Source organism: Streptomyces sp. NPDC046909, assembly GCF_040644695.1.
Classification (GTDB): domain Bacteria; phylum Actinomycetota; class Actinomycetes; order Streptomycetales; family Streptomycetaceae; genus Streptomyces.
This window is the reverse complement of the sequence record NZ_JBEYXC010000003.1, coordinates 1-21,897: the sequence shown is the minus strand read 5'-3', so window position 1 is coordinate 21,897 and position 21,897 is coordinate 1. Positions and strand designations below refer to the sequence as shown.

Genomic DNA, 21,897 nt, shown 5'->3' with positions numbered 1-21,897 from the left:
ATCTCTCGTACAGTTTGCGCCGTGGGATCTCTGCGCAATCCGGTCGGGCCGCTTCCCTCCTCCATCTACTGGCGACGGAGGGCCGTACTGCTGTCCGTACTGGCCCTGTTGGCGCTCGTGGTCGCCTGGATCGTCTCCTCGGGCGGCGGTGGCGGAAAGAACGACGCCGACGGGACCAACGGCAAGAATCCCGCGCCCTCGATCACACCCGGTCCCTCGGGTTCCGGGCCCGCGATCAGTCAAGCCCCGGGCGGGCGCGACGAGTCGACGCCGGGTGACTCCGGCGGGTCGGGCTCCGACGACGGCGCTGGCGACGGTTCCTCGACCTCCGGTACGGGGGGCGGTTCCGGCAGCGCGGGCGGTTCGGACGACGGCAGTGCCGGGGGCGCCGGTGGCGGTACGGGCAGTGGGGTCGGGCAGGACGACACCGTTCCGGCGGGGTCCACGCTGCCCAACTGCACGGCGAGCGCGGTGAAGTTGACCGTGAGCAGTCTGCACAACGGGTACGGGCCCGGTGAGACGCCGACGTTGCTCGTGACCGCCGTGAACTCCTCCGGCAGTGCCTGCAAGGTCGATCTCGGGCCCAAGAACGCGGTGGTGACGATCACCGAGGCCGCGGCCGACGACGACTACTGGTCCTCCGCCGACTGCCCGAAGACCGCGGGGAATCTGGTGTTCGAGGCGCCTGCTGGGAGCAGCATCACGTACACCGTGAAGTGGGACCGGAAGCCGAGTGCTCCGCAGTGTGCGACGCCTCCCGCGGGGTCGGCTGGGGCCGGGACGTATCTCGTGGAGTTGGCTGCGCCGGGGTATGCGAAGGTGCAGACGTCGTTTGTGCTGGAGAGCGACTGATGTAGTGGGGCGCGGTGTTGTCGGTCGGCTGCGGATTCGTTGTGGCTGGTCGCGCCCGCGCGGCGGAGCCGCAAATCGATACAGCCCCGCGCCCCTATCGGGGCGCTTACACGTACCGTTCCAGGATTGAGCTCTCTGCCAGGCGGGACAGGCCCTCTCGTACGCTCCTCGCCCTTGCCTCGCCCACTCCGTCCACCGTCTGCAAGTCGTCCACGCTTGCCGCCAGCAGCTTTTGTAGGCCGCCGAAGTGTTCCACCAGGCGGTCGATGATCGCGCCGGGGAGCCTCGGGACCTTCGCCAGGAGGCGGAAGCCCCTGGGGGAGACCGCCGAGTCGAGGGCCTCCGGGGAGCCCGTGTAGCCCAACGCGCGGGCCACTGTCGGGAGTTCGAGGAGTTCGGCGTGGGTGAGGGCGTCGAGTTCGTAGAGGGCTTCCTCGACGGTGCGGGAGCGCTTGGCGGTGGGTTCGGGGACGTAGTCGCGGACCACCAGTTCGCGTTCGGGCTCGACGCCGGCGATCAACTCGTCGAGCTGGAGGGCCAGGAGGCGGCCGTCCGTGCCCAACTCCACCACGTATTCGGCGATCTCCGTCGCGATGCGGCGGACCATCTCCAGGCGCTGGGCCACCGCGGAGACGTCCCGGACCGTCACCAGGTCCTCGATCTCCAGCGCTGACAACGTTCCCGCGACCTCGTCGAGGCGGAGCTTGTAGCGCTCCAGGGTCGCGAGGGCCTGGTTGGCGCGGGACAGGATCGCCGCCGAGTCCTCCAGGACGCGGCGCTGGCCGTCGACGTACAGCGCGATCAGGCGCATGGACTGGGAGACGGAGACCACCGGGAAGCCGACCTGCTTCGAGACACGGTCCGCGGTGCGGTGGCGGGTGCCCGTCTCCTCCGTCGGGATCGTGGGGTCGGGGACCAGCTGGACGCCGGCCCGCAGGATCTTCGACAGGTCCGAGGAGACGACGATGCCGCCGTCGAGCTTGCACAGCTCACGCAGGCGCGTGGCGGTGAACTCGACGTCCAGGACGAAACCGCCCGTGCACATCGCCTCGACGGTCTTGTCCGAGCCGAGCACGATGAGCCCGCCCGTGTTGCCGCGGAGAATCCGTTCGAGGCCGTCGCGCAGGGCCGTGCCGGGTGCCACGGCGCTCAGTGAGGCGCGCATCAGGCCATCGGCACCGGAGCTCCCACCGGACTTTCCGGGAGCTGCTGCCCGGTCGTTGGCTGCCACTGCACTCCTCCGGTCGCAGGTTCTGGGGCGCTCCCGTTTCGCACATACGGTTCGTACGGACGGGCGAGACCAGGGCAAAGTCTACCGGCGCTCCTCCTCGTCCCGTGGGGCCTCTCGCCGACGCGACCTCGGAAGGACCCTCAGAGCGTCCCCTATGTCGGCGACTTCCAGGACCTTCATCCCCGCAGGGACCTTGCCGGGATCGCCCGGCACGAGCGCGTGGGTGAAGCCCAGACGGTGTGCCTCGGCCAGTCTGCGCTGGACGCCCGTGACCCGTCTGACCTCGCCCGCGAGGCCCACTTCGCCGATCGCGACGAGGTTCTTGGGCAGCGGGGTGTCGCTCGCCGCGGACGCCAGCGCGAGGGCGATGGCCAGATCCGCGGCGGGCTCCGAGAGCTTCACTCCGCCGACCGTCGCGGAGTAGATGTCCCGCTTTCCGAGTGCGCTGATCCTGCCCCGCTGCTCCAGTACGGCGAGCATCATCGAGACCCGGGAGGTCTCCAGACCGGAGGTGGTGCGACGCGGTGAGGGGATCTGGGAGTCGACCGTCAGGGCCTGGACCTCGGCGACCAGCGGGCGGCGGCCTTCCAGGGTGACCGTCAGACAGGTGCCGGGGACCGGTTCGTCACGACGGGTCAGGAAAAGTCCGCTCGGGTCCGCGAGGCCCGTAATGCCCTCGTCGTGCAGTTCGAAGCAGCCGACCTCGTCCGTCGCGCCGTAGCGGTTCTTGACGCCTCGGACCAGGCGCAGGCGCGCGTGCCGGTCGCCCTCGAAGGAGAGCACCACGTCCACCAGGTGCTCCAGCAGGCGCGGGCCCGCGATGGCGCCGTCCTTGGTGACATGGCCGACCAGGAGGGTGGACATGCCGCGGTCCTTGGAGGCCCGGATGAGCGCCCCCGCCACCTCACGCACCTGGGCCATGCCGCCAGGGGCGCCGTCGATCTCCGGGGAGGCCACCGTCTGCACGGAGTCCAGGATGAGGAGGGACGGCTTCACCGCGTCCAAGTGGCCCAGGACTGCGGCCAGATCGGTCTCGGCGGCGAGGTAGAGGTGGTCGTCGATGGCCTTGATGCGGTCGGCGCGCAGCCGGACCTGGCTGGCCGACTCCTCGCCCGTGACATACAGGGTGCGGTGCTCGTCGCTCGCCGACTTGGCGGCCACGTCGAGCAGGAGCGTGGACTTGCCGACGCCCGGTTCGCCCGCGAGCAGCACGACCGCGCCGGGGACCAGGCCGCCGCCGAGGACGCGGTCCAGCTCGGGCACGCCGGTGGAGCGGGCGGTGGCCTGGCGGCCGTCGACCTGGCCGATGGGCAGCGCGGAGGTGGTGACGCGGCCCGGGGCCGTCGTACGCACCGCGGGCGCGCCGTACTCCTCGACCGTGCCCCACGCCTGGCATTCGGGGCAGCGGCCGAGCCACTTCGCCGTCTGCCAGCCGCACTCCGTGCAGCGGAAGGCGGGTCGGTCCTTGGCGGTCTTCGTACGGGCAGCCATGCACGAACCGTAACGGGCGACACTGACAATGCCCGTCGGCGGCCGCGCAATCCCCCTCGGCGGCCGCGCGCGCCCGGCGTCAACCGGCCACCGACGTCGGGAACCGGCCACGGAATGCCGGGTTCCTGTCCCCTTATGAGGGATCGTTTCACCCGTACGGAGTAAAAGTGCTCAAGGGGGAAGAAGGGGCCATCGCGTGCGTCCTACGGTCCACGGGTGATGAGCAGCAGTCCGGAGACCTCGACCCGCACCACCGGCGCGCACCGGGCGCAACGGGAGGCGCGCGACCGCGGTGCGGCGCGCACGCTGGCGCAGCGCACGCCGGCGCGCTACGAGCCGTACCTGGACGGCCTGTTCACCTACTGCCTGTCCGTCCTGTGCGACCACGACGCCGCCACCGCCGCGCTCGGCGACGTCCTCGCGCTCGCCGAGCGCCGCCGCGGCCCGGAGGCGGCCGGCGACCGCCGCGCCTGGCTGTACGCGCTGGCCCGCTGGGCGTGTCTGCGCAAGCTGGCCGAGGCCAAGCAGAAACGTCAGGCCACCCACGCGGCGGGCCGGCACAGCGGCGCCAAGCAGCCGGCCGTGCCCGTCTCCGAGGCCGTCCAGGAGGAGCGCCGGCGCGAACTCGCCCTGCTCGCCTGGCCGGAGGCGGCAGGCACCACCCCGGAGCAGCGCGAGGCGCTCGAACTCGCCGTGCGCCACCACCTGGCCGCCCACGAGGTCGCCGCCGTGCTCGGCATGGACCTGGCCGCCGCCCGCGAACTGCTCGCCTCCGCGGCCTGCGAGGTCGAGCGCACGCGCGCGGCCCTCGCCGTCGTCGAGACCGGCACCTGCCCGGGCGTCGCCCGCCTCACCGGCGACCAGCAGCTGGTGCTCAGCACGGCCGTGCGGCGCGAGCTCGTACGGCACGTGGACGACTGCCCGCGCTGCCGCCGTACCGCCGAACGCGCGGTCGCGGGCCGCTGGCCCGGCGCCATGATCACCCCCTCCGAGCTGCCCGTCCTGGAGGCCCCGCGCGCGGCGCTGCACATCGCCATGGCGCACTTCTCCCGGGCGGCCGCGCCGCGCTTCGACCGCCGTGGCTTCCCGATGGACCCCAAGGACCGCGCGGCCCGCCGCGACCGTCTCCGCGCGCGTGCCGTCACCACGACCGTCGTCGCCACCGTCGTCGCGGCTCCCGTGCTCGCCCTCTGGGCCGCCTACCGGGGCGCCCCCGCCGCCGAGGGCGCCGACGGCCGCTCGGCCAGCGCCAGCGAGGCGCGCGGCCCCGACAGCCTCGACGGCGAGGCCGCGAGCGGCGGCTACGAGAACGCGGGCAACGCCAGCCCCCGGCCCGCCGACCGCTTCACCAAGGGCGGCAAGCCCGATGTCTCGGTGAAGGTCATCAGCGTCACCGGCGCCGGCCAGAAGAGCGCCGGGCACCTGGAGGTCGCGGCCGGCAGCGACGGCGACACCACGCTCATCACCCTCACCGCCACCGGCGACACCCCGGTGCGCTGGTCGGCGACCACCGGAGCGGCCTGGCTCTATCTCAGCCAGTCCTCGGGAACCCTGGCCCCCGGCGAAACGTTGACGATCAAGGTGTACGTCGACCATCTGCGCGAGCCCTCCGGCTACTGGAGCGCGCGTGTGGCCGTCTCACCCGCCGGCGCCGTCGTCTCCATCGAGGGCTACGGCACCGCACCCACCCCGACCGACCCCGGCACCCCCGTCGATCCGCCTCCGTCCACACCGGACCCGGACCCGACCCCCACGACCTCGGCCCCCACGGACCCGACCCCCAGCGATCCGCCGCCCTCGACGTCCGACCCGGACCCGACGCCGACGGACGCCACCCCGTCCGACCCGCCGAGCTCGACACCACCGCCGAGCGACAGCGGCGACCCGAGCCCGTCGACGTCGTAAGCCGTGCCGAGCGCCTTAGGGCCTGTCCTGGTCGACCGGGTCGGCCGGATGCGGAGCCAGCAGCGGCAGCTGCGAGGCCAGCCGCTCCTCGCACAGCTCGGCCAGCCGGTCGTAGCCCGCCTTGCCCATCAGCTCGGTCAGCTCGGGCCGGTAGGAGACGTACACCGGGTCGCCCGCGCCGTGCGCCGAGGTCGCCGACGTGCACCACCAGTGCAGGTCATGGCCGCCCGGACCCCAGCCACGGCGGTCGTACTCGCCGATCGACACCTGGAGCACGCGCGTGTCGTCGGGCCGGTCGATCCACTCGTACGTCCGGCGCACCGGCAGCTGCCAGCAGACGTCCGGCTTGGTCTCCAGCGGCTCGCGGCCCTCCTTGAGCGCCAGGATGTGCAGCGAGCAGCCCGCGCCCCCGGCGAAGCCGGGACGGTTCTGGAAGATGCACGAGCCCTTGTAGGGGCGGGTCTGGCGGTCGCCGTCCTCGTCCTCCGAGATCCAGCCGTGCTCGGTGCCCTCGTCGTGGAACTGCCAGATCTCCGGAGTGAGCCTGGCCACATGACCGGCCACCCGCTTCTCGTCGTCCTCGTCGGAGAAGTGCGCGCCCAGCGTGCAGCACCCGTCGTCCGCGCGGCCCGCCTGGATGCCCTGGCAGCCGCTGCCGAAGATGCAGTTCCAGCGAGAGGTCAGCCATGTCAGATCGCACCGGAAGACCTGCTCGTCGTCCGCCGGATCAGGGAACTCCACCCACGCGCGCGCGAAGTCGAGCCCCTTCTCGTCCGCTGCCAGGGCTTTCTTCGACTTCTTCGGTGACGAGGAACCGCTGGAAGATTTGTCGGTCTTCGCCTTTTTCGTCTTTGGCACGCGTCCAGGGTAAGTGGCTTGGCAAGGCTCCGAGGGCCCGCCCGTCGCCCGACCACCACCCCTCAAGGAGGGGCTTACGCCCCGCCCCACCTGGATCGCGCAGGTGGCAGTAGCGTTCCGTACATGAGACTCGGTGTCCTCGACGTGGGATCGAACACGGTGCATCTGCTGGTGGTGGATGCACACCCTGGCGCGCGCCCGCTGCCCGCGCACTCGCACAAGGTGGAACTGCGCCTTGCCCAACTCCTCGACGAGGGCGGCGCGATCGGCCCCGAGGGGATCGAGAAACTCATCGGAGTCGTCAAGGAGGCCCTCCAGGCCGCCGAGGACAAGGGCGTCGAGGACCTCCTCCCGTTCGCCACCTCCGCCGTCCGCGAGGCCAGCAACGCCGACGACGTCCTCGCGCGCGTGCAGGCCGAGACCGGCGTGGAGCTCCAGGTCCTCACCGGCGCCGAGGAGGCCCGTCTCACCTTCCTCGCCGCCCGCCGCTGGTTCGGCTGGTCGGCGGGGAAACTGCTGGTCCTGGACATCGGCGGCGGCTCCCTGGAGATCGCCTACGGCATCGACGAGGAGCCCGACGCGGCCGTCTCCCTCCCGCTCGGCGCCGGTCGCCTGACCGCGGGCTGGCTCCCCGGCGACCCCCCGGACCCCGAGGACATAAGGGCGCTGCGCCGCCATGTCCGCGCCCAGATCGCCCGCACCGTCGGTGAGTTCAGCCGCTTCGGCGCCCCCGACCACGTCGTCGCCACCTCCAAGACCTTCAAGCAGCTGGCCCGCCTCGCAGGCGCCGCCCGCTCCACCGAGGGCCTCTACGTCCAGCGCGAGCTGAAGCGGGAGTCCCTGGAGGCGTGGGTACCGCAGCTGACCGGGATGACGACGGCACAGAGGTCGGAGCTGCCGGGCGTCTCGGAGGGGCGGGCGGGGCAGCTGCTGGCGGGGGCGCTGGTGGCGGAGGGCGCGATGGACCTGTTCGGCGTGGAGAACCTGGAGATCTGCCCGTGGGCGCTCAGGGAGGGCGTAATCCTGCGTCGACTTGACCACATGGGCTCGGTGTAGCTACCCAGGGGCGCGGGGCTGTATCGATGTGCGGCTCCGCCGCGTGGGCGCGAGCAACCACAAACGCCCCCGCACCCGCCTATGGCAAGCACCACAACGGCGAATAGGCACCCCGCACCCACCCGACCGAACCCTTTAGGCTGACCCCCGTGGCAGAACCAGTCGTACGGATCCCGGATGCGAAGGTCGCCCTCTCCACGGCCTCCGTCTACCCGGAGTCCACGGCGACGGCCTTCGAGATCGCCGCGCGCCTCGGCTACGACGGCGTAGAGGTCATGGTGTGGACGGACCCGGTGAGCCAGGACATAGAAGCCCTGCGCCGCCTCTCCGACTACCACCGGATCCCGATCCTCGCCGTGCACGCCCCCTGCCTGCTCATCACGCAGCGCGTCTGGTCCACCGACCCCTGGGTCAAGCTCCAGCGCGCCCAGGCGGCCGCCGAGAAGCTGGGCGCGTCCACGGTCGTCGTACACCCGCCGTTCCGCTGGCAGCGCCAGTACGCCCGTGACTTCGTGAGCGGCATCTGGCGGATGGCGGACGAGACGGACGTCCGGTTCGCCGTGGAGAACATGTACCCCTGGCGCTACCGCGACCGGGAGATGCTGGCGTACGCCCCCGACTGGGACGTGACGAAAGAGGACTACCGGCACTTCACGATCGACCTCAGCCACTCCGCGACGGCCCGCTCCGACGCGATGCAGATGGTCGACCGCATGGGGGACCGCCTCGGCCATGTCCACCTCGCCGACGGCAAGGGCTCCGCGAAGGACGAGCACCTCGTCCCGGGCCGCGGCTCCCAGCCCTGCGCCGAGCTGCTGGAACGTCTCGCCCTGACCGGCTTCGACGGCCATGTCGTCATCGAGGTCAACACCCGGCGTGCCATGTCCAGCGCCGAACGTGAGGCCGACCTGGCGGAGGCGCTGGCGTTCACGCGGCTGCACCTCGCGTCCGCGGTGAAGGTGCCGAGGCTGCCGTGACCGACGGCGCCATCGCCCGGAAACGGGGCCGCCCCCCTCGTACGGAATCGGCCGACACCCGGGACCGCATCCTGAACGCCGCCCGCGAGGAGTTCTCCGAGCGGGGGTACGAGAAGACGTCGGTGCGCGGTATCGCGAAGGCGGCGGGCGTGGACTCGGCCCTGGTCCACCACTACTTCGGCACCAAGGAGCAGGTCTTCGAGGCGGCCGTCGAGGTCGCCTTCTCACCGGCGGTGAAGGTGCGGGACGCGGTCCTCGAAGGGCCGCTGGACGACGTCGGCGAGCGCATGACCAGGGTCATCTTCGGGCTCTGGGAGAACCCGGTGACCCGTAAGCCGCTCCTCGCGATCGTCCGGTCGGCGGTGAACAACGAGGCCGCGGCCACCGTCTTCCGCCGGCTCGTCTCCGCGCAGCTGCTGCGCCGGATCGCGGGCGAGCTGGACGTCCCGGACGCGGAGCTGCGGGCCGAGCTGGCGGCGGCGCAGCTGGTGGGGGTGGCGATGATGCGGTACGTCATCCGGATCGAGCCGCTCGCGTCGGCGGACGTGGAGCAGATCATCGCGCGGGTGGCGCCGGTGGTGCAGGGGCATCTGACGGGGCCGTGAGGGCCCTCCGAACGGGGTCGTGAGCGGACTGCGAGCGGGGCCGTGAGCGGACTGTCGGCGGCTTCCGAGGTGAGACAGGTGTCCCGTATTCCGGACACTCTGTCCGCCCTCTGGATGACCGGCGTACGCTCGATAGCAGCCACAACTGTCTGAAGGAGCGAGCGACGATGCCCGAGCTGAGGTCCCGCACAGTCACCCACGGCCGCAACATGGCGGGCGCACGCGCCCTTATGCGCGCCTCCGGTGTACCGGGCGCGGACATCGGCCGCAAGCCGATCATCGCCGTCGCGAACTCCTTCACGGAGTTCGTCCCGGGCCACACCCACCTCCAGCCGGTCGGCCGGATCGTCAGCGAGGCGATCGTCGAGGCCGGCGGCATCCCGCGCGAGTTCAACACCATCGCGGTCGACGACGGCATCGCGATGGGACACGGCGGAATGCTGTACTCCCTTCCCTCCCGCGACCTGATCGCGGACTCGGTGGAGTACATGGTCGAGGCCCACTGCGCCGACGCCCTGATCTGCATCTCCAACTGCGACAAGATCACGCCGGGCATGCTGAACGCGGCCCTGCGCCTGAACATCCCGACCGTCTTCGTCTCCGGCGGCCCGATGGAGTCCGGCCGCGCGACCCTGGTCGACGGCACGGTCCGTACGCTCGACCTGGTCGACGCGATGTCCGACGCGGTGAACGAGAAGATCTCCGACGAGGACATGCTCCGTATCGAGGAGAACGCCTGTCCGACCTGCGGCAGCTGTTCGGGCATGTTCACCGCCAACTCGATGAACTGCCTGACCGAGGCCATCGGCCTCTCCCTCCCCGGCAACGGCTCGACCCTGGCCACGCACACGGCCCGCCGCCGCCTGTACGAGGACGCGGCCCGCACGGTCATGGACATCACCCGCCGCTACTACGAGCAGGACGACGAGACGGTCCTGCCGCGCTCGATCGCCTCCTTCGCGGCTTTCGAGAACGCCATGGCCCTCGACATCGCCATGGGCGGCTCGACCAACACGATCCTGCACCTGCTGGCGGCGGCCCAGGAGGCGGAGGTCCCCTTCGGCCTCGACGAGATCGACGCGGTCTCGCGCCGGGTGCCGTGCCTCGCGAAGGTCGCGCCGAACGTCGCGAAGAACCGCACGTACTACATGGAGGACGTGCACAGGGCAGGCGGCATCCCGGCTCTGCTGGGAGAACTCCACCGCGCGGGCCTCCTGAACGAGGACGTCCACTCGGTCCACAGCCCGTCCCTCGCGGACTGGCTGAAGACGTGGGACGTGCGCGGCGGCTCCCCGTCCCCGGAAGCGGTGGACCTGTGGCACGCGGCCCCCGGCTGCGTCCGCTCCGCCGAGGCCTTCTCCCAGTCCGAGCGCTGGGACACGCTCGACGAGGACGCCGAGGGCGGCTGCATCCGCTCCGCCGAGCACGCGTACTCCAAGGACGGCGGCCTCGCGGTCCTCAAGGGCAACCTCGCCGTCGACGGCTGTGTCGTGAAGACGGCGGGCGTCGACGAGTCCATCTGGCGGTTCGAGGGCCCGGCGGTGGTCTGCGAGTCCCAGGAGGAAGCCGTCCAGAAGATCCTCCTCAAGGAGGTCAAGGAGGGCGACGTCGTGGTCATCCGCTACGAGGGCCCCAAGGGCGGCCCCGGCATGCAGGAGATGCTCTACCCCACGTCGTACCTGAAGGGCCGCGGCCTCGGAAAGGCTTGCGCCCTGATCACCGACGGCCGCTTCTCCGGCGGCACGTCCGGCCTCTCCATCGGCCACGCCTCCCCGGAGGCGGCGGCCGGCGGCACCATCGCCCTCGTCGAGGACGGCGACCGCATCCGCATCGACATCCCCGGCCGCACCATCGAACTCCTCGTCGACGACGCGGAACTGGCCCGCCGGGAGGCCGCACTGGGCGGGGTCTACGCCCCGAAGAACCGCGAGCGCAAGGTCTCCGCCGCGCTGCGCGCCTACGCCGCCATGGCGACCAGCGCGGACAAGGGCGCGGTGCGGGACGTGTCCAAGCTGGGCTGAGGTCTATCGCCGGGTTCTGGGTCCGGTTCCAGGTCAAGTTCTAGGTCCGACAGGGGCCGCCTCCTCGGGGGCGGCCCCTGTCGTGTCGTGTCACCAGGTCGCGGGGTCGCTCGCGGGCACGGCGAAGACGGTGCCGTCGGGGGCGGTGGCGTAGATGTGGGAGGGGGTGAGGACGGGTTCCGGCAGTAAGCCGGCGACCGTGCCCGAGGACGAACCCAGGCGGGCCGGCGTCTGTCCGACGAGCCGCCCCTCGCCGGCGTCGACGGCGAGCAGTCGCCCGTCGGCCGCCGTGAAGTACACATGACGGCTGTCCGCGACCGGCACCGAACCGCGGCTGACGGATGTCTCGAGATGCCAGATCCGCTTGCGTGACTGCGTGTCCACGGCATCCAGGGATCCGCTCGCCGCCAGCACGTAGACGACGTTCCCCCGCACCGTGGCCTGGGCGTCCGGGCGCGCCACGGGGAGTGCCACCCGGCGCGACGACTCGGACGCCGGCGAGTAGCGGACCACCGCGTCCGTGTCGCCGTAGACCTCATTGATGGAGCGGAAGAAGACGGAGCCGTCGTGAACGCCGATGGGCGTCAGGTTCCCGTGGAGCCGCGCGTCCCAGCGCACGGCGCCGGTGGCCGGGTCCACCGCGGTGACCCGCGTGGTCGACGCGTCGCCGGAGAGAGCCGTCGCGTACGCCAGCGGATCCCCGGCGAACGAGAAGAAGAACGGCGACGGCTGACCCGGTATCCGACGGGTCCACTTCGTATCGCCCGTCGTGGCGTCCAAGCCGGTGACCGTGCCGTCGAGGCGGGTGACCAGCAGCGTTTCCCCAGCGGTCTGCAGGGAGTTGTGTTCGGGCATGGTCCGCTGCCAACGCGTCTCGCCCGAGGCGGGGTCGAGCGCCTCCAGGCGTCGGCCTTCGTCCACGAGCGGCTGAACGAGGCCGCCGGTGAGGACGGGCGGTCTGCTCACGCTCGACGGGGCGACGGAGTGCCGCCACAGCAAGCTCCCGTCGGACGGATCGAGGGCGAAGACCAGCCCAGACTGGGAGCAGAGCAGCTCCTTCGCCCCGTACGAGCACCGCGACGCACCCTTGCTCCCGGAAACCGGCTTCGCCGCCCAGGGGCGGAACGCGGTCACCTCGGGCTGCGGCGCGGTCTCCTTCGACGGGGAACGCCCCTCGCCGAGCAGTTGGACGGAGGCGACGATGCCACCGGCGACCAGCACCAGCGCTCCGGCGACGAGCAGCGCGATCGTGCGCAGGCGCCGCCTGGGCCGACGTACCGGGTCCGTGGCCTTCGGAGCGGGCTTAGGCGGATCGCCCGTGCGCTGCGTCGGTATGAACGCCTGCGTGTCGTACGAGGCCGCGACGGACCGCAGCTCCCGCATCAACTCGTCCGGCGTGGGCCGGTCCTCGGGTTCCTTGGCCAGGCACCGCCCGATGAGCGGAGCGAGATTCTCCGGTACGCCGGTCAGGTCCGGCTCGTCATGAACGACCTGGTAGGCCACGACATACGGACTGTCCGAGTCGAACGGCCCACGCCCCGTGGCCGCGTGCACCAAAACGGACCCCAGCGCGAAGATGTCCGCGGCCGGCCCCACCTCCCGCGGCCGCCGGAACTGCTCCGGCGCCATGAACGGCGGCGTACCGATCAACTTCCCGGTCTCGGTACGCAGTTCACTGTCCTTTGGCCGGGAAATGCCGAAGTCGATGACCTTCGGCCCGTCCTCGGCCAGCAGTACGTTGCTCGGCTTCAGGTCCCGATGCACGACCCCGACCCGGTGAATGTCCCGCAACGCCTCCGCGAGCCCGGCCATGAGACGCCGCAACTGACCGGTCGCCATGGGCCCGTTCCGCTTCACCTCGTCGGCGAGGGTCGGCCCGGGAATGAACAGCGTCGCCATCCAAGGCCGTTCGGCCTCCGGATCGGCATCCACGACAGGCGCGGTGAAGGCACCGCTCACCCGCCGAGCCGCGGCGACCTCCTGCCGGAACCGCCCCCTGAACTCAGGGTCCTTGGCGAACTCGGCGTGTACGACCTTCACCGCCAGCGTCATCCCGGAGGCGCTCTGCGCACGATGCACGACGCCCATCCCGCCCGATCCCAGGCGGGACTCCAGCTTGTAGTGACCGGCGTACTCGGGAAGTTCCGCTTCCGCGCCCGCTCCGGTGTCGTGCTGTGGCGCCATGGAACCACCCCCGTGCTGTTCGTTCGCGCGCGCGACGCACGGAGCCTAGTCGATGACTCGTACGAGACAGAGGCGGCTTGCTAGTCTCCGTGCGCGAGTTGCGTACATGTGTTTCATGGCGTGATTCAGGGGAATCAACGGGACCCCATGGCAGTCATGGGGACCAACGGGGGGAGGCTTTCCATGTCTGTTGACCGCGTCGAAGAGTCAGGAAGCGTCGAGGAGACCGAGACGCTGGCAGCCGCCGCGACGGTTCGCTACTACTCGATCGCGCCGGGCGTCCGTCTCAACGTCCGCAACGGCCCGGGCACGAGCTACAGCATCGTCCGCGTGCTGGCCGAGGGTTCCAAGGTGCCGATCTACTGCCAGACGCCGGGTACCACGGTGAGCGGCCCGTACGGCACCTCGAACATCTGGGACAACATCAGCAACGGGCAGTACGTCTCCGACGCCTATGTACTCACCGGCAGCGACGGCTACGTCGCCGACCGCTGCTCCTGATCTCCAGCCCACTACTTCCAGGGGACCCCTCAGTGACCTCCCGGACACGCAGATCCGTCCTGCTCGCCGCCGCCACGGGCGCCTTCCTCATGACGATGGCGCCCGTGGCGGAATCGGCGAGCCTGCGCTACTACGACGTGGCGCCCGGCTACCGGCTCAACGTCCGCAGCGGCCCGGGCACGAACTACACCATCGAACGCGTGCTGGCCGAGGGCGCGAAGGTGCCGATCTTCTGCCAGACGCCGGGTACGACGGTGACGGGTCCCTACGGCACGTCGAACATCTGGGACAACATCGACGACGGTCAGTACGTCTCGGACGCGTACGTGAACACCGGCAGCGACGGCTACATCGCGCCACGCTGCGCCTGACCCCCACCTGGCGGACGTCCATCTCGTCCGTCTCGAAGTCCCGGCAAGACCCAAAGGAACCCCCCATGAAACTCCTGAAGCGCCGCTCCCTCCTCCTCACCAGCACCGCCGCGGCCTTCCTCACCGTCCTCGGCACCGCCTCCGAGGCCGCCGCCGCGGGCTACCCGATCGTCGGCACCTCGAACGTGAACGCCCGTAGCGGCCCGGGAACCAGCTACCAGATCATCAAGACCTACAAGCCGGGCGAGGTCATCTCGATCGTCTGCCAGACGCCCGGCGAGACCATCACCGGCCCGCTCGGCACGTCGAACATCTGGGACAAGACCGCCGACAACGTCTACGTCTCCGACACCTACGTGAAGACGGGCAGCGACGGCTACGTCGCCAAGCACTGCTGAGCCCCCGCGGAGCCCGCGCCCGCCCCGGAGCCATAATCGACGCGTGAGCGACGAAAACGGCACCCAGGCAACCCCCGCGGGCTCCGCACCCGGCCCCCGCCCGGAACCCATCCGCTTTTTCGGCACGACCTGGGTCGACCACGACAACGGCTACACCGGCCGCCGTATCGGGGCCGCCGCCGGCTCCCTCGCCGCCGCCGTCGCCTCCTGCCTGATCCTCCGCTTCGCCTACCAGGGCCTCCAGATCGCGGACATCGGCGGCTTCGTCACCCTCCTCATGGTCGTGATGTTCGCGATCTGCAGCGCCCTCGCCTTCCGCCACACCTGGGACGGCTTCACCAAGCGCCCCGACCCCGACCGCCAGGCCTCCCTCCGCGGCCTCCTGGCCATCGGCTTCGTCGGCTCTCTCCTCGCCTACTTCTTCCGCTCCCTCACCGAGGCCCCGGGCGAGAAACTCCACCGCGAGGAGTACGAGACCGCACTGCGGCAGTACGAGAAGCGCAGCACCCGCCGCACCGGCAACCCGTCGAAGAAGCGCCGCCGTTCGTGACGCGGGGACCTCGGACTGACCCGCGGCACCTCTGAGGCCGCACCTCCGCGCCAACCGCCCCGACGCTCTCCCGCTCTCCCCCTCTCACCCAAAACTCACTGCACCCTGCACCCACCTCGGCCACCATGGCCCTATGACGGCTCCCTCGCACACCGCCCGCGCCCACTCCTTCAACGCGGCCGCAGCCCAGTACGCGGCGAACCGCCCCTCCTATCCGTCCGCCCTCTTCGACACGATCGAGGACCTCGCCGGCCGCCCCCTCACCGGCGCCCGCGTCGCGGACATCGGCGCCGGTACCGGCATAGCGACCGCGCTCCTGCACGCCCGGGGAGCCGAGGTGGTCGCGGTCGAGCCCGGTGACGGCATGGCCGCCGAGTTCCGCCGCAGCCATCCCGACATCCCGATCGTCCGCGGCAACGGCAACGTCCTTCCCCTGGCCACCGCCTCCGCCGACTTCCTCACCTACGCCCAGGCCTGGCACTGGACCGACCCCGCCCTCGCGGTCCCGGAGGCACTCCGCGTGCTCCGGCCGGGCGGTGCGCTGGCACTGTGGTGGAACATCTATCCCCTCGATGTGCCGTGGATCGCCGCCCAGGCGCAGCGCATCGCCGAGAGCTTCGCCGACATCGGCGCCGTCCCGGCCGTGGAGCTCAACGGCGCCGGCGCCCGCGCCGCCCTCGCCGGTCCGGCCGGCGGCCTGGGCTTCGCCAAGCGCCTGGTCCGCTGGAGCCGTCGCGTCCCCCTCGACACCCACCTCGCCAACATCGGCAGCCACTCGATCTTCCTCGTCGCCGGTGAGGAACGCGCCACGGCCTTCCTCACCGCCGAGCGCCGGCACCTGCTGGAGGTGTTCCCAGACGGAGTCGTCGAGGAGACCTACGACGTCGAACTGCTCGTCGCCATCAACGACGCCTGACCGCGCGCGGCGGCCCACCCGTCCAGGGCCGCCGCGCACGCATGGTCCACATGCCGCAGCCCGCCCAGCTCCAGCCGCACCTCCCGGTCCCGCGGCAGTGCCTCCAACTCGTCCAGCAGCTTCGGCAGCCGCAGGAACGTCGCATGCCCCAGCACCCGTACGACGATCCCCGCCTCGCCCTCGTCCTCGGTCTCCACATGCACATGGCTGGCGTCCCACGCGGTCTTCGCCACCGCCAGGGCCAGGCCCAACAGCACCCCCTCGAAGAGATTCCCGGCGACGATCGCCACCGCCGTCACCACCAGCACGACCACCTCCCCACGGTGGCCCCGCCACAGCACCCGCACCTCCCGCACCGGCACGAGCTTGCACCCGGCATGCACCAGCAGTGCGGCCAGCGCCGCCACCGGAATGAACCCGAGCACCCCCGGCACGACGGCCGTGAACAGCAGCAGCCACACCCCGTGCAGCACCCGGGACGCCTTGGTCCGCGCCCCCGCCTGCACATTCGCCGCGCTCCGCACGATCACCGCTGTCATCGGCAAGGCACCGAGCACCCCGCACACCGCGTTTCCCGCGCCCTGCGCGATCAGCTCACGGTCGTAGTCGGTGCGCCGCCCGTCGTGCAGCCGGTCCACCGCCGCCGCGCTGAACAAGGACTCGGCGGACGCGATCAACGCGAAGGCGACGACCGTCCCCACCACGCCCACTTCCGTGAGCCGCCCGAGATCCGCCGCCTCCGGCAGCCGTACGGCATCCAGCAGGCCCCGCACCTCGACCCGCCGCACCTCCAGGCCGAACACCCCGGTCACCGCCGCCGCGAGGCCGACCGCGACCAGCGGCGCGGGCACCAGGCGAGCCCCGCGCTTCCATCGCGGCCACAGCAGCAGTACGGCCATAGTGGCACCCCCCACTGACAACGCCACCGGATCCAGCAGCGAGGGCAACGACACCAGCCCCGCCAGCTTCCCCAGCCCACCGCCGGGCGCGGTCGCGTCGCCCAGCGCATAGACCTGACCGGCGACCAGGACGAGCCCGATCCCCGCGAGCATCCCGTGCACGACGGCCACCGACACCGCCCGGAACCACCGCCCCAGCCGCAGCACCCCGAGCCCGAGCTGCACCAGCCCGGCCCCGAACACCAGCACGCCGAGCGCCCCGACGCCGTACCGGTGCACGGCCTCGTAGACCAGCACGGTCAGCCCCGCCGCCGGCCCGCTCACCTGGAGGCTGCTGCCGGGCAGCGCCCCGGCGACCAGCCCGCCGACGATGCCGGTCAGCAACCCCAGTTCGGCGGGCACACCGGAGGCCATGGCGACGCCCACGCACAGTGGCAGGGCGACGAGGAACACGACGAGGGAAGCGAACAGATCGGCCTTGCGTACACCACTGCGCATGACAACAGCACCTCCGACGATCAGCGACAACACGACGGTCATGGAGATGCGTGGGCGCGCCGCGTCGGGGGAGTACGCGGCACTGAAACCCATTGTCAGGAACGGGAGTTGATCGCGCAGCCCGTTCCGCCGGTCCATGGAGGGCTCCGGAGGCGCGCGAACCGGATCATCCACCTCCGATCACTCCATCGCGCGCCTGCGCCATCGAACCCGCCGTACGCACCCCGCTTGACGACCCCCGCGAGCGAGAGCATTATTCATCACATGATGAATTACTCTCCGGGCCCCCCCGACACCCCCGCCGCCCGCGCTGGCCAGGCGGAAGGCCACATCGCCGTACGCGCCGAAGGCCTCACCGTCGTCCGAGGCCCCCGGACCGTCCTGCGCGGCCTCGACTTCACCGTCCCGCGCGGCCAGATCACCGGCCTGCTCGGCCCCTCCGGCTGCGGCAAATCCACCCTCATGCGCTCCATCGTCGGCACCCAGGCCAAGGTCACCGGCACCCTCGACGTCCTCGGCCACCCCGCCGGCCACCCCACCCTGCGCACCCGCATCGGCTACGTCACCCAAGCCCCCTCCGTCTACGACGACCTGACCGTCCGCCAGAACCTCGCCTACTTCGCCGCGATCCTCGCCCCGGGCCGCCAGGCGGCCGACCGCCGCCACACCGACGTCACCCGGGTCATCGACGACGTCGACCTCACCAGCCACGCCGACTCCCTCGCCGGCAACCTCTCCGGCGGCCAGCGCAGCCGCGTCTCCCTGGCCGTGGCCCTCCTCGGCACCCCCGAACTGCTCGTTCTCGACGAACCCACCGTCGGCCTCGACCCCGTCCTCCGCCGCGACCTCTGGCACCTCTTCCACGACATCGCCGCCCGACGCGGAGCGACCCTCCTCATCTCCTCCCACGTCATGGACGAGGCCGAGCGCTGCCACCGCCTCTTCCTCATGCGCAAGGGCGAGATCCTCGCTGACGACACCCCTGACGCCCTGCGCACCCGCACCGGCGCGGACACCGTCGAAGCCGCCTTCCTGCACCTCGTCGACGAGGCTGTCGCGGCCGGACGCCAGGGGGAGAAGGGCGAGACGAAGGAAAGGGAAGAGGACCACGAAGAGGGCCCGGCAGAGGAGAAGCCAGCGACGAAGGCAGAGACGAAGGAGACGACGCGATGAGCACGCCGACCACTACCCCCACCCCCACCGTCGCCCCAACGCCGACCCCGACCCCGACCAGCGCCCTCAGCGTCTCCCGCACCACCGCCACCGCCGCCCGGGTCCTGCGCCAGCTCCGCCACGACCCCCGCACCATCGCGATGATGATCCTGATCCCCTGCGTGATGCTGTTCCTGCTCCGCTACGTCTTCGACGGCAGCCCGCGCACCTTCGACAGCATCGGCGCCTCCCTCCTCGGGATCTTCCCGCTGATCACGATGTTCCTGGTCACCTCCATCGCCACCCTGCGCGAACGCACCTCCGGCACCCTCGAACGCCTCCTCGCCATGCCCCTAGGCAAAGGCGACCTCATCGCCGGCTACGCCCTCGCCTTCGGCACCCTCGCGATCATCCAGTCCGCCCTCGCCACAGGTCTGGCGGTCTGGTTCCTGGGCCTCGACGTCACCGGCAGCCCATGGCTCCTGCTGCTGGTGGCCCTCCTGGACGCCCTCCTCGGCACCGCCCTCGGTCTCTTCGTCTCGGCCTTCGCCGCCTCCGAGTTCCAGGCCGTCCAGTTCATGCCGGCCGTGATCTTCCCCCAGCTCCTCCTCTGCGGCCTCTTCACCCCGCGCGACAACATGCACCCCGTCCTGGAGGCCATCTCCAACGTCCTCCCGATGTCCTACGCCGTCGACGGCATGAACGAAGTCCTCAAGCACACCGACATGACCGCCGCCTTCGTCCGCGACGCCCTGATCGTGGCCGGCTGCGCCCTGCTGGTCCTCGGACTCGGGGCCGCGACCCTCCGACGCAGGACCCAGTAGCCGCCCGGGTGCCCACGTCCCGCCCACCGGACAACCGAGCCACACCCCCACGCCCGGTGCGAGGATGAACCCCGGACGACGCAACCCCCGGAGGGCACCCGCAGCCATGACCCAGAAAGTCGCGTTCCTCGGTACCGGCAAGATCGGCGAAGCTCTGCTCAGCGGAATGATCCGAGGCGGCTGGGCCCCCGCCGACCTCCTCGTCACCGCCCGCCGCCCGGAGCGGGCCGAAGAACTCCGCGCCCGCTACGGAGTCACGCCCGTCACCAACGCCGAGGCCGCCAAGAGCGCCGACACCCTGATCCTCACGGTCAAGCCGCAGGACATGGGCACCCTCCTCGACGAGCTCGCCCCCCACGTCCCCGCCGACCGCCTGGTCGTCAGCGGCGCGGCAGGCATCCCCACATCCTTCTTCGAGGAGCGCCTCGCCGCGGGCACCCCGGTCGTCCGCGTCATGACGAACACCCCGGCCCTCGTCGACGAGGCCATGTCCGTCATCTCCGCCGGCACCCACGCCACCGCCGACCACCTCGCCCACACCGAGGAGATCTTCGGCGCCGTCGGCAAGACGCTCCGCGTCCCCGAGTCCCAGCAGGACGCCTGCACCGCCCTCTCCGGCTCAGGACCGGCGTACTTCTTCTACCTGGTCGAAGCCATGACGGACGCCGGCATCCTGCTCGGCCTGCCCCGGGACAAGGCTCACGACCTCATCGTCCAGTCCGCGATCGGCGCCGCCACGATGCTCCGCGACAGCGGCGAGCACCCGGTCAAGCTCCGCGAGAACGTCACGTCCCCCGCGGGCACCACGATCAACGCCATCCGCGAACTCGAGAACCACGGCGTACGAGCCGCCCTCATCGCCGCCCTCGAAGCCGCCCGCGACCGCAGCCGCGAACTGGCCTCCGGCAACAGCTGACCGAGCCGGCCGCCCCACCCCAGGGAACCCAAGGGAGGGGCGGCCCCGCCCACTCCCTAAACGCTCACGCCGATATCGGCAGCGGCAGCCGCCGGCAGCAACCCGATCGCCCGATACGCCGCATCGACGGTTGGCCGGGCCATCGCCCGAGCCTTCTCCGCACCATCCCGCAGCACCCCCTCCACATAGCCAGGATCCGCGCACAACTCCTTGTGCCTCTCCTGTACGGGCCTGAGGACCTCGACCACGGCCTCTGCGGTGTCCTTCTTCAAAGCGCCGTACGACTCATATACACCGCTCAGCGCTTCTGGGTTCCCACCCGTGCACGCCGCGAGGATCTCCAGCAGATTGGCGAGACCCGGCCGAGCCTCCCGGTCGTACACGACCTCCCGCCCGCTGTCGGTCACGGCCCGCATGACCTTCTTCCGCACCACATCCGGCTCATCGAGCAAATAGACGATCCCCGGACCGGTGTCATCGCTCTTCCCCATCTTCGAGAGCGGCTCCTGCAGATTCATCACCCGCGCCCCCACCGCCGGAGGCGTGGCCCGAGGTACCACGAACGTATGCCCGTACCGCTGGTTGAACCGCACCGCGAGATCTCGCGTCAGCTCCACATGCTGCGTCTGGTCATCCCCCACCGGCACCTCATCGGCCCCGTACGCGAGGATGTCGGCCGCCATGAGCACGGGATACGTCAGCAAGGCCAGCCGCACACTCCCCCCACGCTCCCGCTCCCGCGCGGCCTTCTCCTTGTACTGGATCATCCGCCGCATCTCGCCGTCCGTGGCCACGCACTCCAGCACGTACGACAGTCGCGCGTGCTCATCCACATGACTCTGCACGAACACGGTGCACAGCTCCGGATCCAGCCCCGCCGCCAGCAGCAAGGTCGCAGCCTGCCGACTGAGCCGCCGCACGCGCGCTGGATCGTGGTCCACGGTCAGCGCGTGCAGATCGACCACACAGAACAGCGCGTCCGCCCGGTGCTGATCGACGGCGACCCACCGCCGCATGGCCCCCAGGTAGTTCCCCAGCGTCAGATGCCCGGTCGGCTTGACCCCACTGAAGACCCGCGTCATCTCTTCTCTCCGTCTCCTGGTCGAGACCGCCGTCCCGGCGGCCCGACCCTCAGGAGCTCCGGAGGGAGATACGAAAACGGCCGCCGAAGCGGCGGCCGTTGAGTGCGTACGTAGCTCAGGCCGCCGTCAGGCGGCCCACCACAGCTGGGTGTACGTACGCGTCGTCATGCGGACCAGGGTACGCCTCCGGGGTCCCCTCCGGACGTGAGTTGACACTCCCCGCCCCGGTACGTAGTGTTCTCCGAGTTGTCCGACGTGAGCGCCGACTCCGGTCGGTCCCCGGACAGCCATTCCGCAAGTACCAACCACTAGTCGACTGCCGTCGATCCGGCTGCCGTCGTTTAATTGGCATGCGTATTTGCGAAATGAGGAATCCGCGTTCGAAAGAACGCAGCCCCGATTAGCGCGGGGCCACGGAGTCCGCTAAAGTCTCACTCGTCGGAACGGCCCAACAGCCGCGAGGACAAGCCCCTCTGACTGGGAGTCAGGCCCGAAAGGATCTGATAGAGTCGGAACCGCCGGAAAGGGAAACGCGAAAGCGAGAACCTGGAAAGCACCGAGGAAATCGGAACCGGAAACGGTCTGATAGAGTCGGAAACGCAAGACCGAA

The 21,897-nt window shown here is 70.8% G+C and carries 20 protein-coding genes; 14 read left to right on the top strand and 6 right to left on the bottom strand.

Going from position 1 to position 21,897, the window contains the following annotated elements:
• The first annotated feature begins 21 nt into the window (after positions 1-21).
• Complete coding sequence (locus tag ABZ928_RS08725) at positions 22-852, top strand: hypothetical protein (RefSeq protein WP_361516214.1); 831 nt, start codon at positions 22-24, stop codon at positions 850-852.
• Positions 853-958: 106 nt separating this feature from the next.
• On the opposite strand, the gene disA is transcribed toward ABZ928_RS08725, so the two are convergent.
• Together disA and radA are read right to left on the bottom strand one after the other, a co-directional pair.
• On the bottom strand, positions 959-2,083 hold the full coding sequence (gene disA, locus ABZ928_RS08720) for a DNA integrity scanning diadenylate cyclase DisA (protein ID WP_289924041.1): 1,125 nt from the start codon (positions 2,081-2,083) through the stop codon (positions 959-961).
• An 81-nt stretch (positions 2,084-2,164) separates the two neighbouring features.
• The gene (gene radA, locus ABZ928_RS08715) at positions 2,165-3,574 is read right to left on the bottom strand and encodes a DNA repair protein RadA (protein ID WP_361516212.1); all 1,410 of its coding nucleotides are present in this window, start codon (positions 3,572-3,574) and stop codon (positions 2,165-2,167) included.
• Positions 3,575-3,793: 219 nt separating this feature from the next.
• Here radA and ABZ928_RS08710 point away from each other — a divergent pair, with 219 nt between their 5' ends.
• A complete protein-coding gene (locus ABZ928_RS08710) occupies positions 3,794-5,479 on the top strand; it encodes a hypothetical protein (protein ID WP_361516210.1) in 1,686 nt (561 codons plus the stop codon).
• 15 nt (positions 5,480-5,494) lie between these two features.
• Here ABZ928_RS08710 and ABZ928_RS08705 read toward each other — a convergent pair whose 3' ends face one another.
• Positions 5,495-6,337, bottom strand: coding sequence for a hypothetical protein (locus ABZ928_RS08705; RefSeq protein ID WP_361516209.1), 843 nt, complete (start codon positions 6,335-6,337; stop codon positions 5,495-5,497).
• A gap of 123 nt (positions 6,338-6,460) precedes the next feature.
• Between ABZ928_RS08705 and ABZ928_RS08700 the strand changes: the two genes are divergently transcribed.
• The 4 genes from ABZ928_RS08700 (at position 6,461) to ilvD (ending at position 10,996) form a co-directional block, all read left to right on the top strand.
• The gene (locus tag ABZ928_RS08700; protein WP_361516207.1) at positions 6,461-7,393 is read left to right on the top strand and encodes a Ppx/GppA phosphatase family protein; all 933 of its coding nucleotides are present in this window, start codon (positions 6,461-6,463) and stop codon (positions 7,391-7,393) included.
• 149 nt (positions 7,394-7,542) lie between these two features.
• Entirely contained in the window at positions 7,543-8,370 is an 828-nt protein-coding gene (locus ABZ928_RS08695; protein WP_361516205.1) for a sugar phosphate isomerase/epimerase, read from the top strand.
• Positions 8,367-8,975: a TetR family transcriptional regulator gene (locus tag ABZ928_RS08690; RefSeq protein WP_361516203.1), complete on the top strand. Its 609-nt coding sequence runs from the start codon at positions 8,367-8,369 to the stop codon at positions 8,973-8,975. Before ABZ928_RS08695 ends, ABZ928_RS08690 begins: the two co-directional genes overlap by 4 nt.
• A gap of 167 nt (positions 8,976-9,142) precedes the next feature.
• Positions 9,143-10,996 (top strand): dihydroxy-acid dehydratase, encoded by a 1,854-nt coding sequence (gene ilvD / locus ABZ928_RS08685; RefSeq protein ID WP_361516201.1) that lies wholly within the window; start codon positions 9,143-9,145, stop codon positions 10,994-10,996.
• Positions 10,997-11,086: 90 nt separating this feature from the next.
• Here the strand turns inward: ilvD and ABZ928_RS08680 are convergent, their stop codons facing one another.
• A complete protein-coding gene (locus tag ABZ928_RS08680) occupies positions 11,087-13,180 on the bottom strand; it encodes a serine/threonine-protein kinase (protein WP_361516199.1) in 2,094 nt (697 codons plus the stop codon).
• Between the two features lie 183 nt (positions 13,181-13,363).
• On the opposite strand from ABZ928_RS08680, the gene ABZ928_RS08675 reads away from it, so the two are divergent.
• The 5 genes from ABZ928_RS08675 (at position 13,364) to ABZ928_RS08655 (ending at position 15,916) form a co-directional block, all read left to right on the top strand.
• Positions 13,364-13,681: an SH3 domain-containing protein gene (locus ABZ928_RS08675; protein ID WP_361516197.1), complete on the top strand. Its 318-nt coding sequence runs from the start codon at positions 13,364-13,366 to the stop codon at positions 13,679-13,681.
• An 89-nt stretch (positions 13,682-13,770) separates the two neighbouring features.
• A complete protein-coding gene (locus tag ABZ928_RS08670; RefSeq protein ID WP_361517591.1) occupies positions 13,771-14,052 on the top strand; it encodes an SH3 domain-containing protein in 282 nt (93 codons plus the stop codon).
• A 65-nt stretch (positions 14,053-14,117) separates the two neighbouring features.
• Complete coding sequence (locus tag ABZ928_RS08665) at positions 14,118-14,450, top strand: hypothetical protein (protein WP_361516195.1); 333 nt, start codon at positions 14,118-14,120, stop codon at positions 14,448-14,450.
• Between the two features lie 43 nt (positions 14,451-14,493).
• Positions 14,494-15,000, top strand: a complete 507-nt coding sequence (locus ABZ928_RS08660; RefSeq protein ID WP_361516193.1) for an EamA/RhaT family transporter — start codon at positions 14,494-14,496, stop codon at positions 14,998-15,000.
• Positions 15,001-15,133: 133 nt separating this feature from the next.
• Complete coding sequence (locus ABZ928_RS08655; protein WP_361516191.1) at positions 15,134-15,916, top strand: class I SAM-dependent methyltransferase; 783 nt, start codon at positions 15,134-15,136, stop codon at positions 15,914-15,916.
• Here ABZ928_RS08655 and ABZ928_RS08650 read toward each other — a convergent pair.
• On the bottom strand, positions 15,877-17,313 hold the full coding sequence (locus ABZ928_RS08650) for a SulP family inorganic anion transporter (protein WP_361516189.1): 1,437 nt from the start codon (positions 17,311-17,313) through the stop codon (positions 15,877-15,879). The genes ABZ928_RS08655 and ABZ928_RS08650 overlap by 40 nt on opposite strands.
• Positions 17,314-17,577: 264 nt before the next feature.
• Between ABZ928_RS08650 and ABZ928_RS08645 the strand changes: the two genes are divergently transcribed.
• The 3 genes from ABZ928_RS08645 to proC all read left to right on the top strand — a co-directional run bounded on the left by ABZ928_RS08645 (position 17,578) and on the right by proC (position 20,205).
• The gene (locus ABZ928_RS08645; protein WP_361516187.1) at positions 17,578-18,486 is read left to right on the top strand and encodes an ABC transporter ATP-binding protein; all 909 of its coding nucleotides are present in this window, start codon (positions 17,578-17,580) and stop codon (positions 18,484-18,486) included.
• Complete coding sequence (locus ABZ928_RS08640) at positions 18,483-19,289, top strand: ABC transporter permease (RefSeq protein ID WP_361516185.1); 807 nt, start codon at positions 18,483-18,485, stop codon at positions 19,287-19,289. Before ABZ928_RS08645 ends, ABZ928_RS08640 begins: the two co-directional genes overlap by 4 nt.
• Positions 19,290-19,395: 106 nt before the next feature.
• Positions 19,396-20,205, top strand: a complete 810-nt coding sequence (proC, locus tag ABZ928_RS08635) for a pyrroline-5-carboxylate reductase (RefSeq protein ID WP_361516184.1) — start codon at positions 19,396-19,398, stop codon at positions 20,203-20,205.
• A 56-nt stretch (positions 20,206-20,261) separates the two neighbouring features.
• On the opposite strand, the gene trpS is transcribed toward proC, so the two are convergent.
• Positions 20,262-21,287, bottom strand: a complete 1,026-nt coding sequence (trpS, locus tag ABZ928_RS08630) for a tryptophan--tRNA ligase (RefSeq protein WP_361516182.1) — start codon at positions 21,285-21,287, stop codon at positions 20,262-20,264.
• Positions 21,288-21,897: the final 610 nt, after the last annotated feature.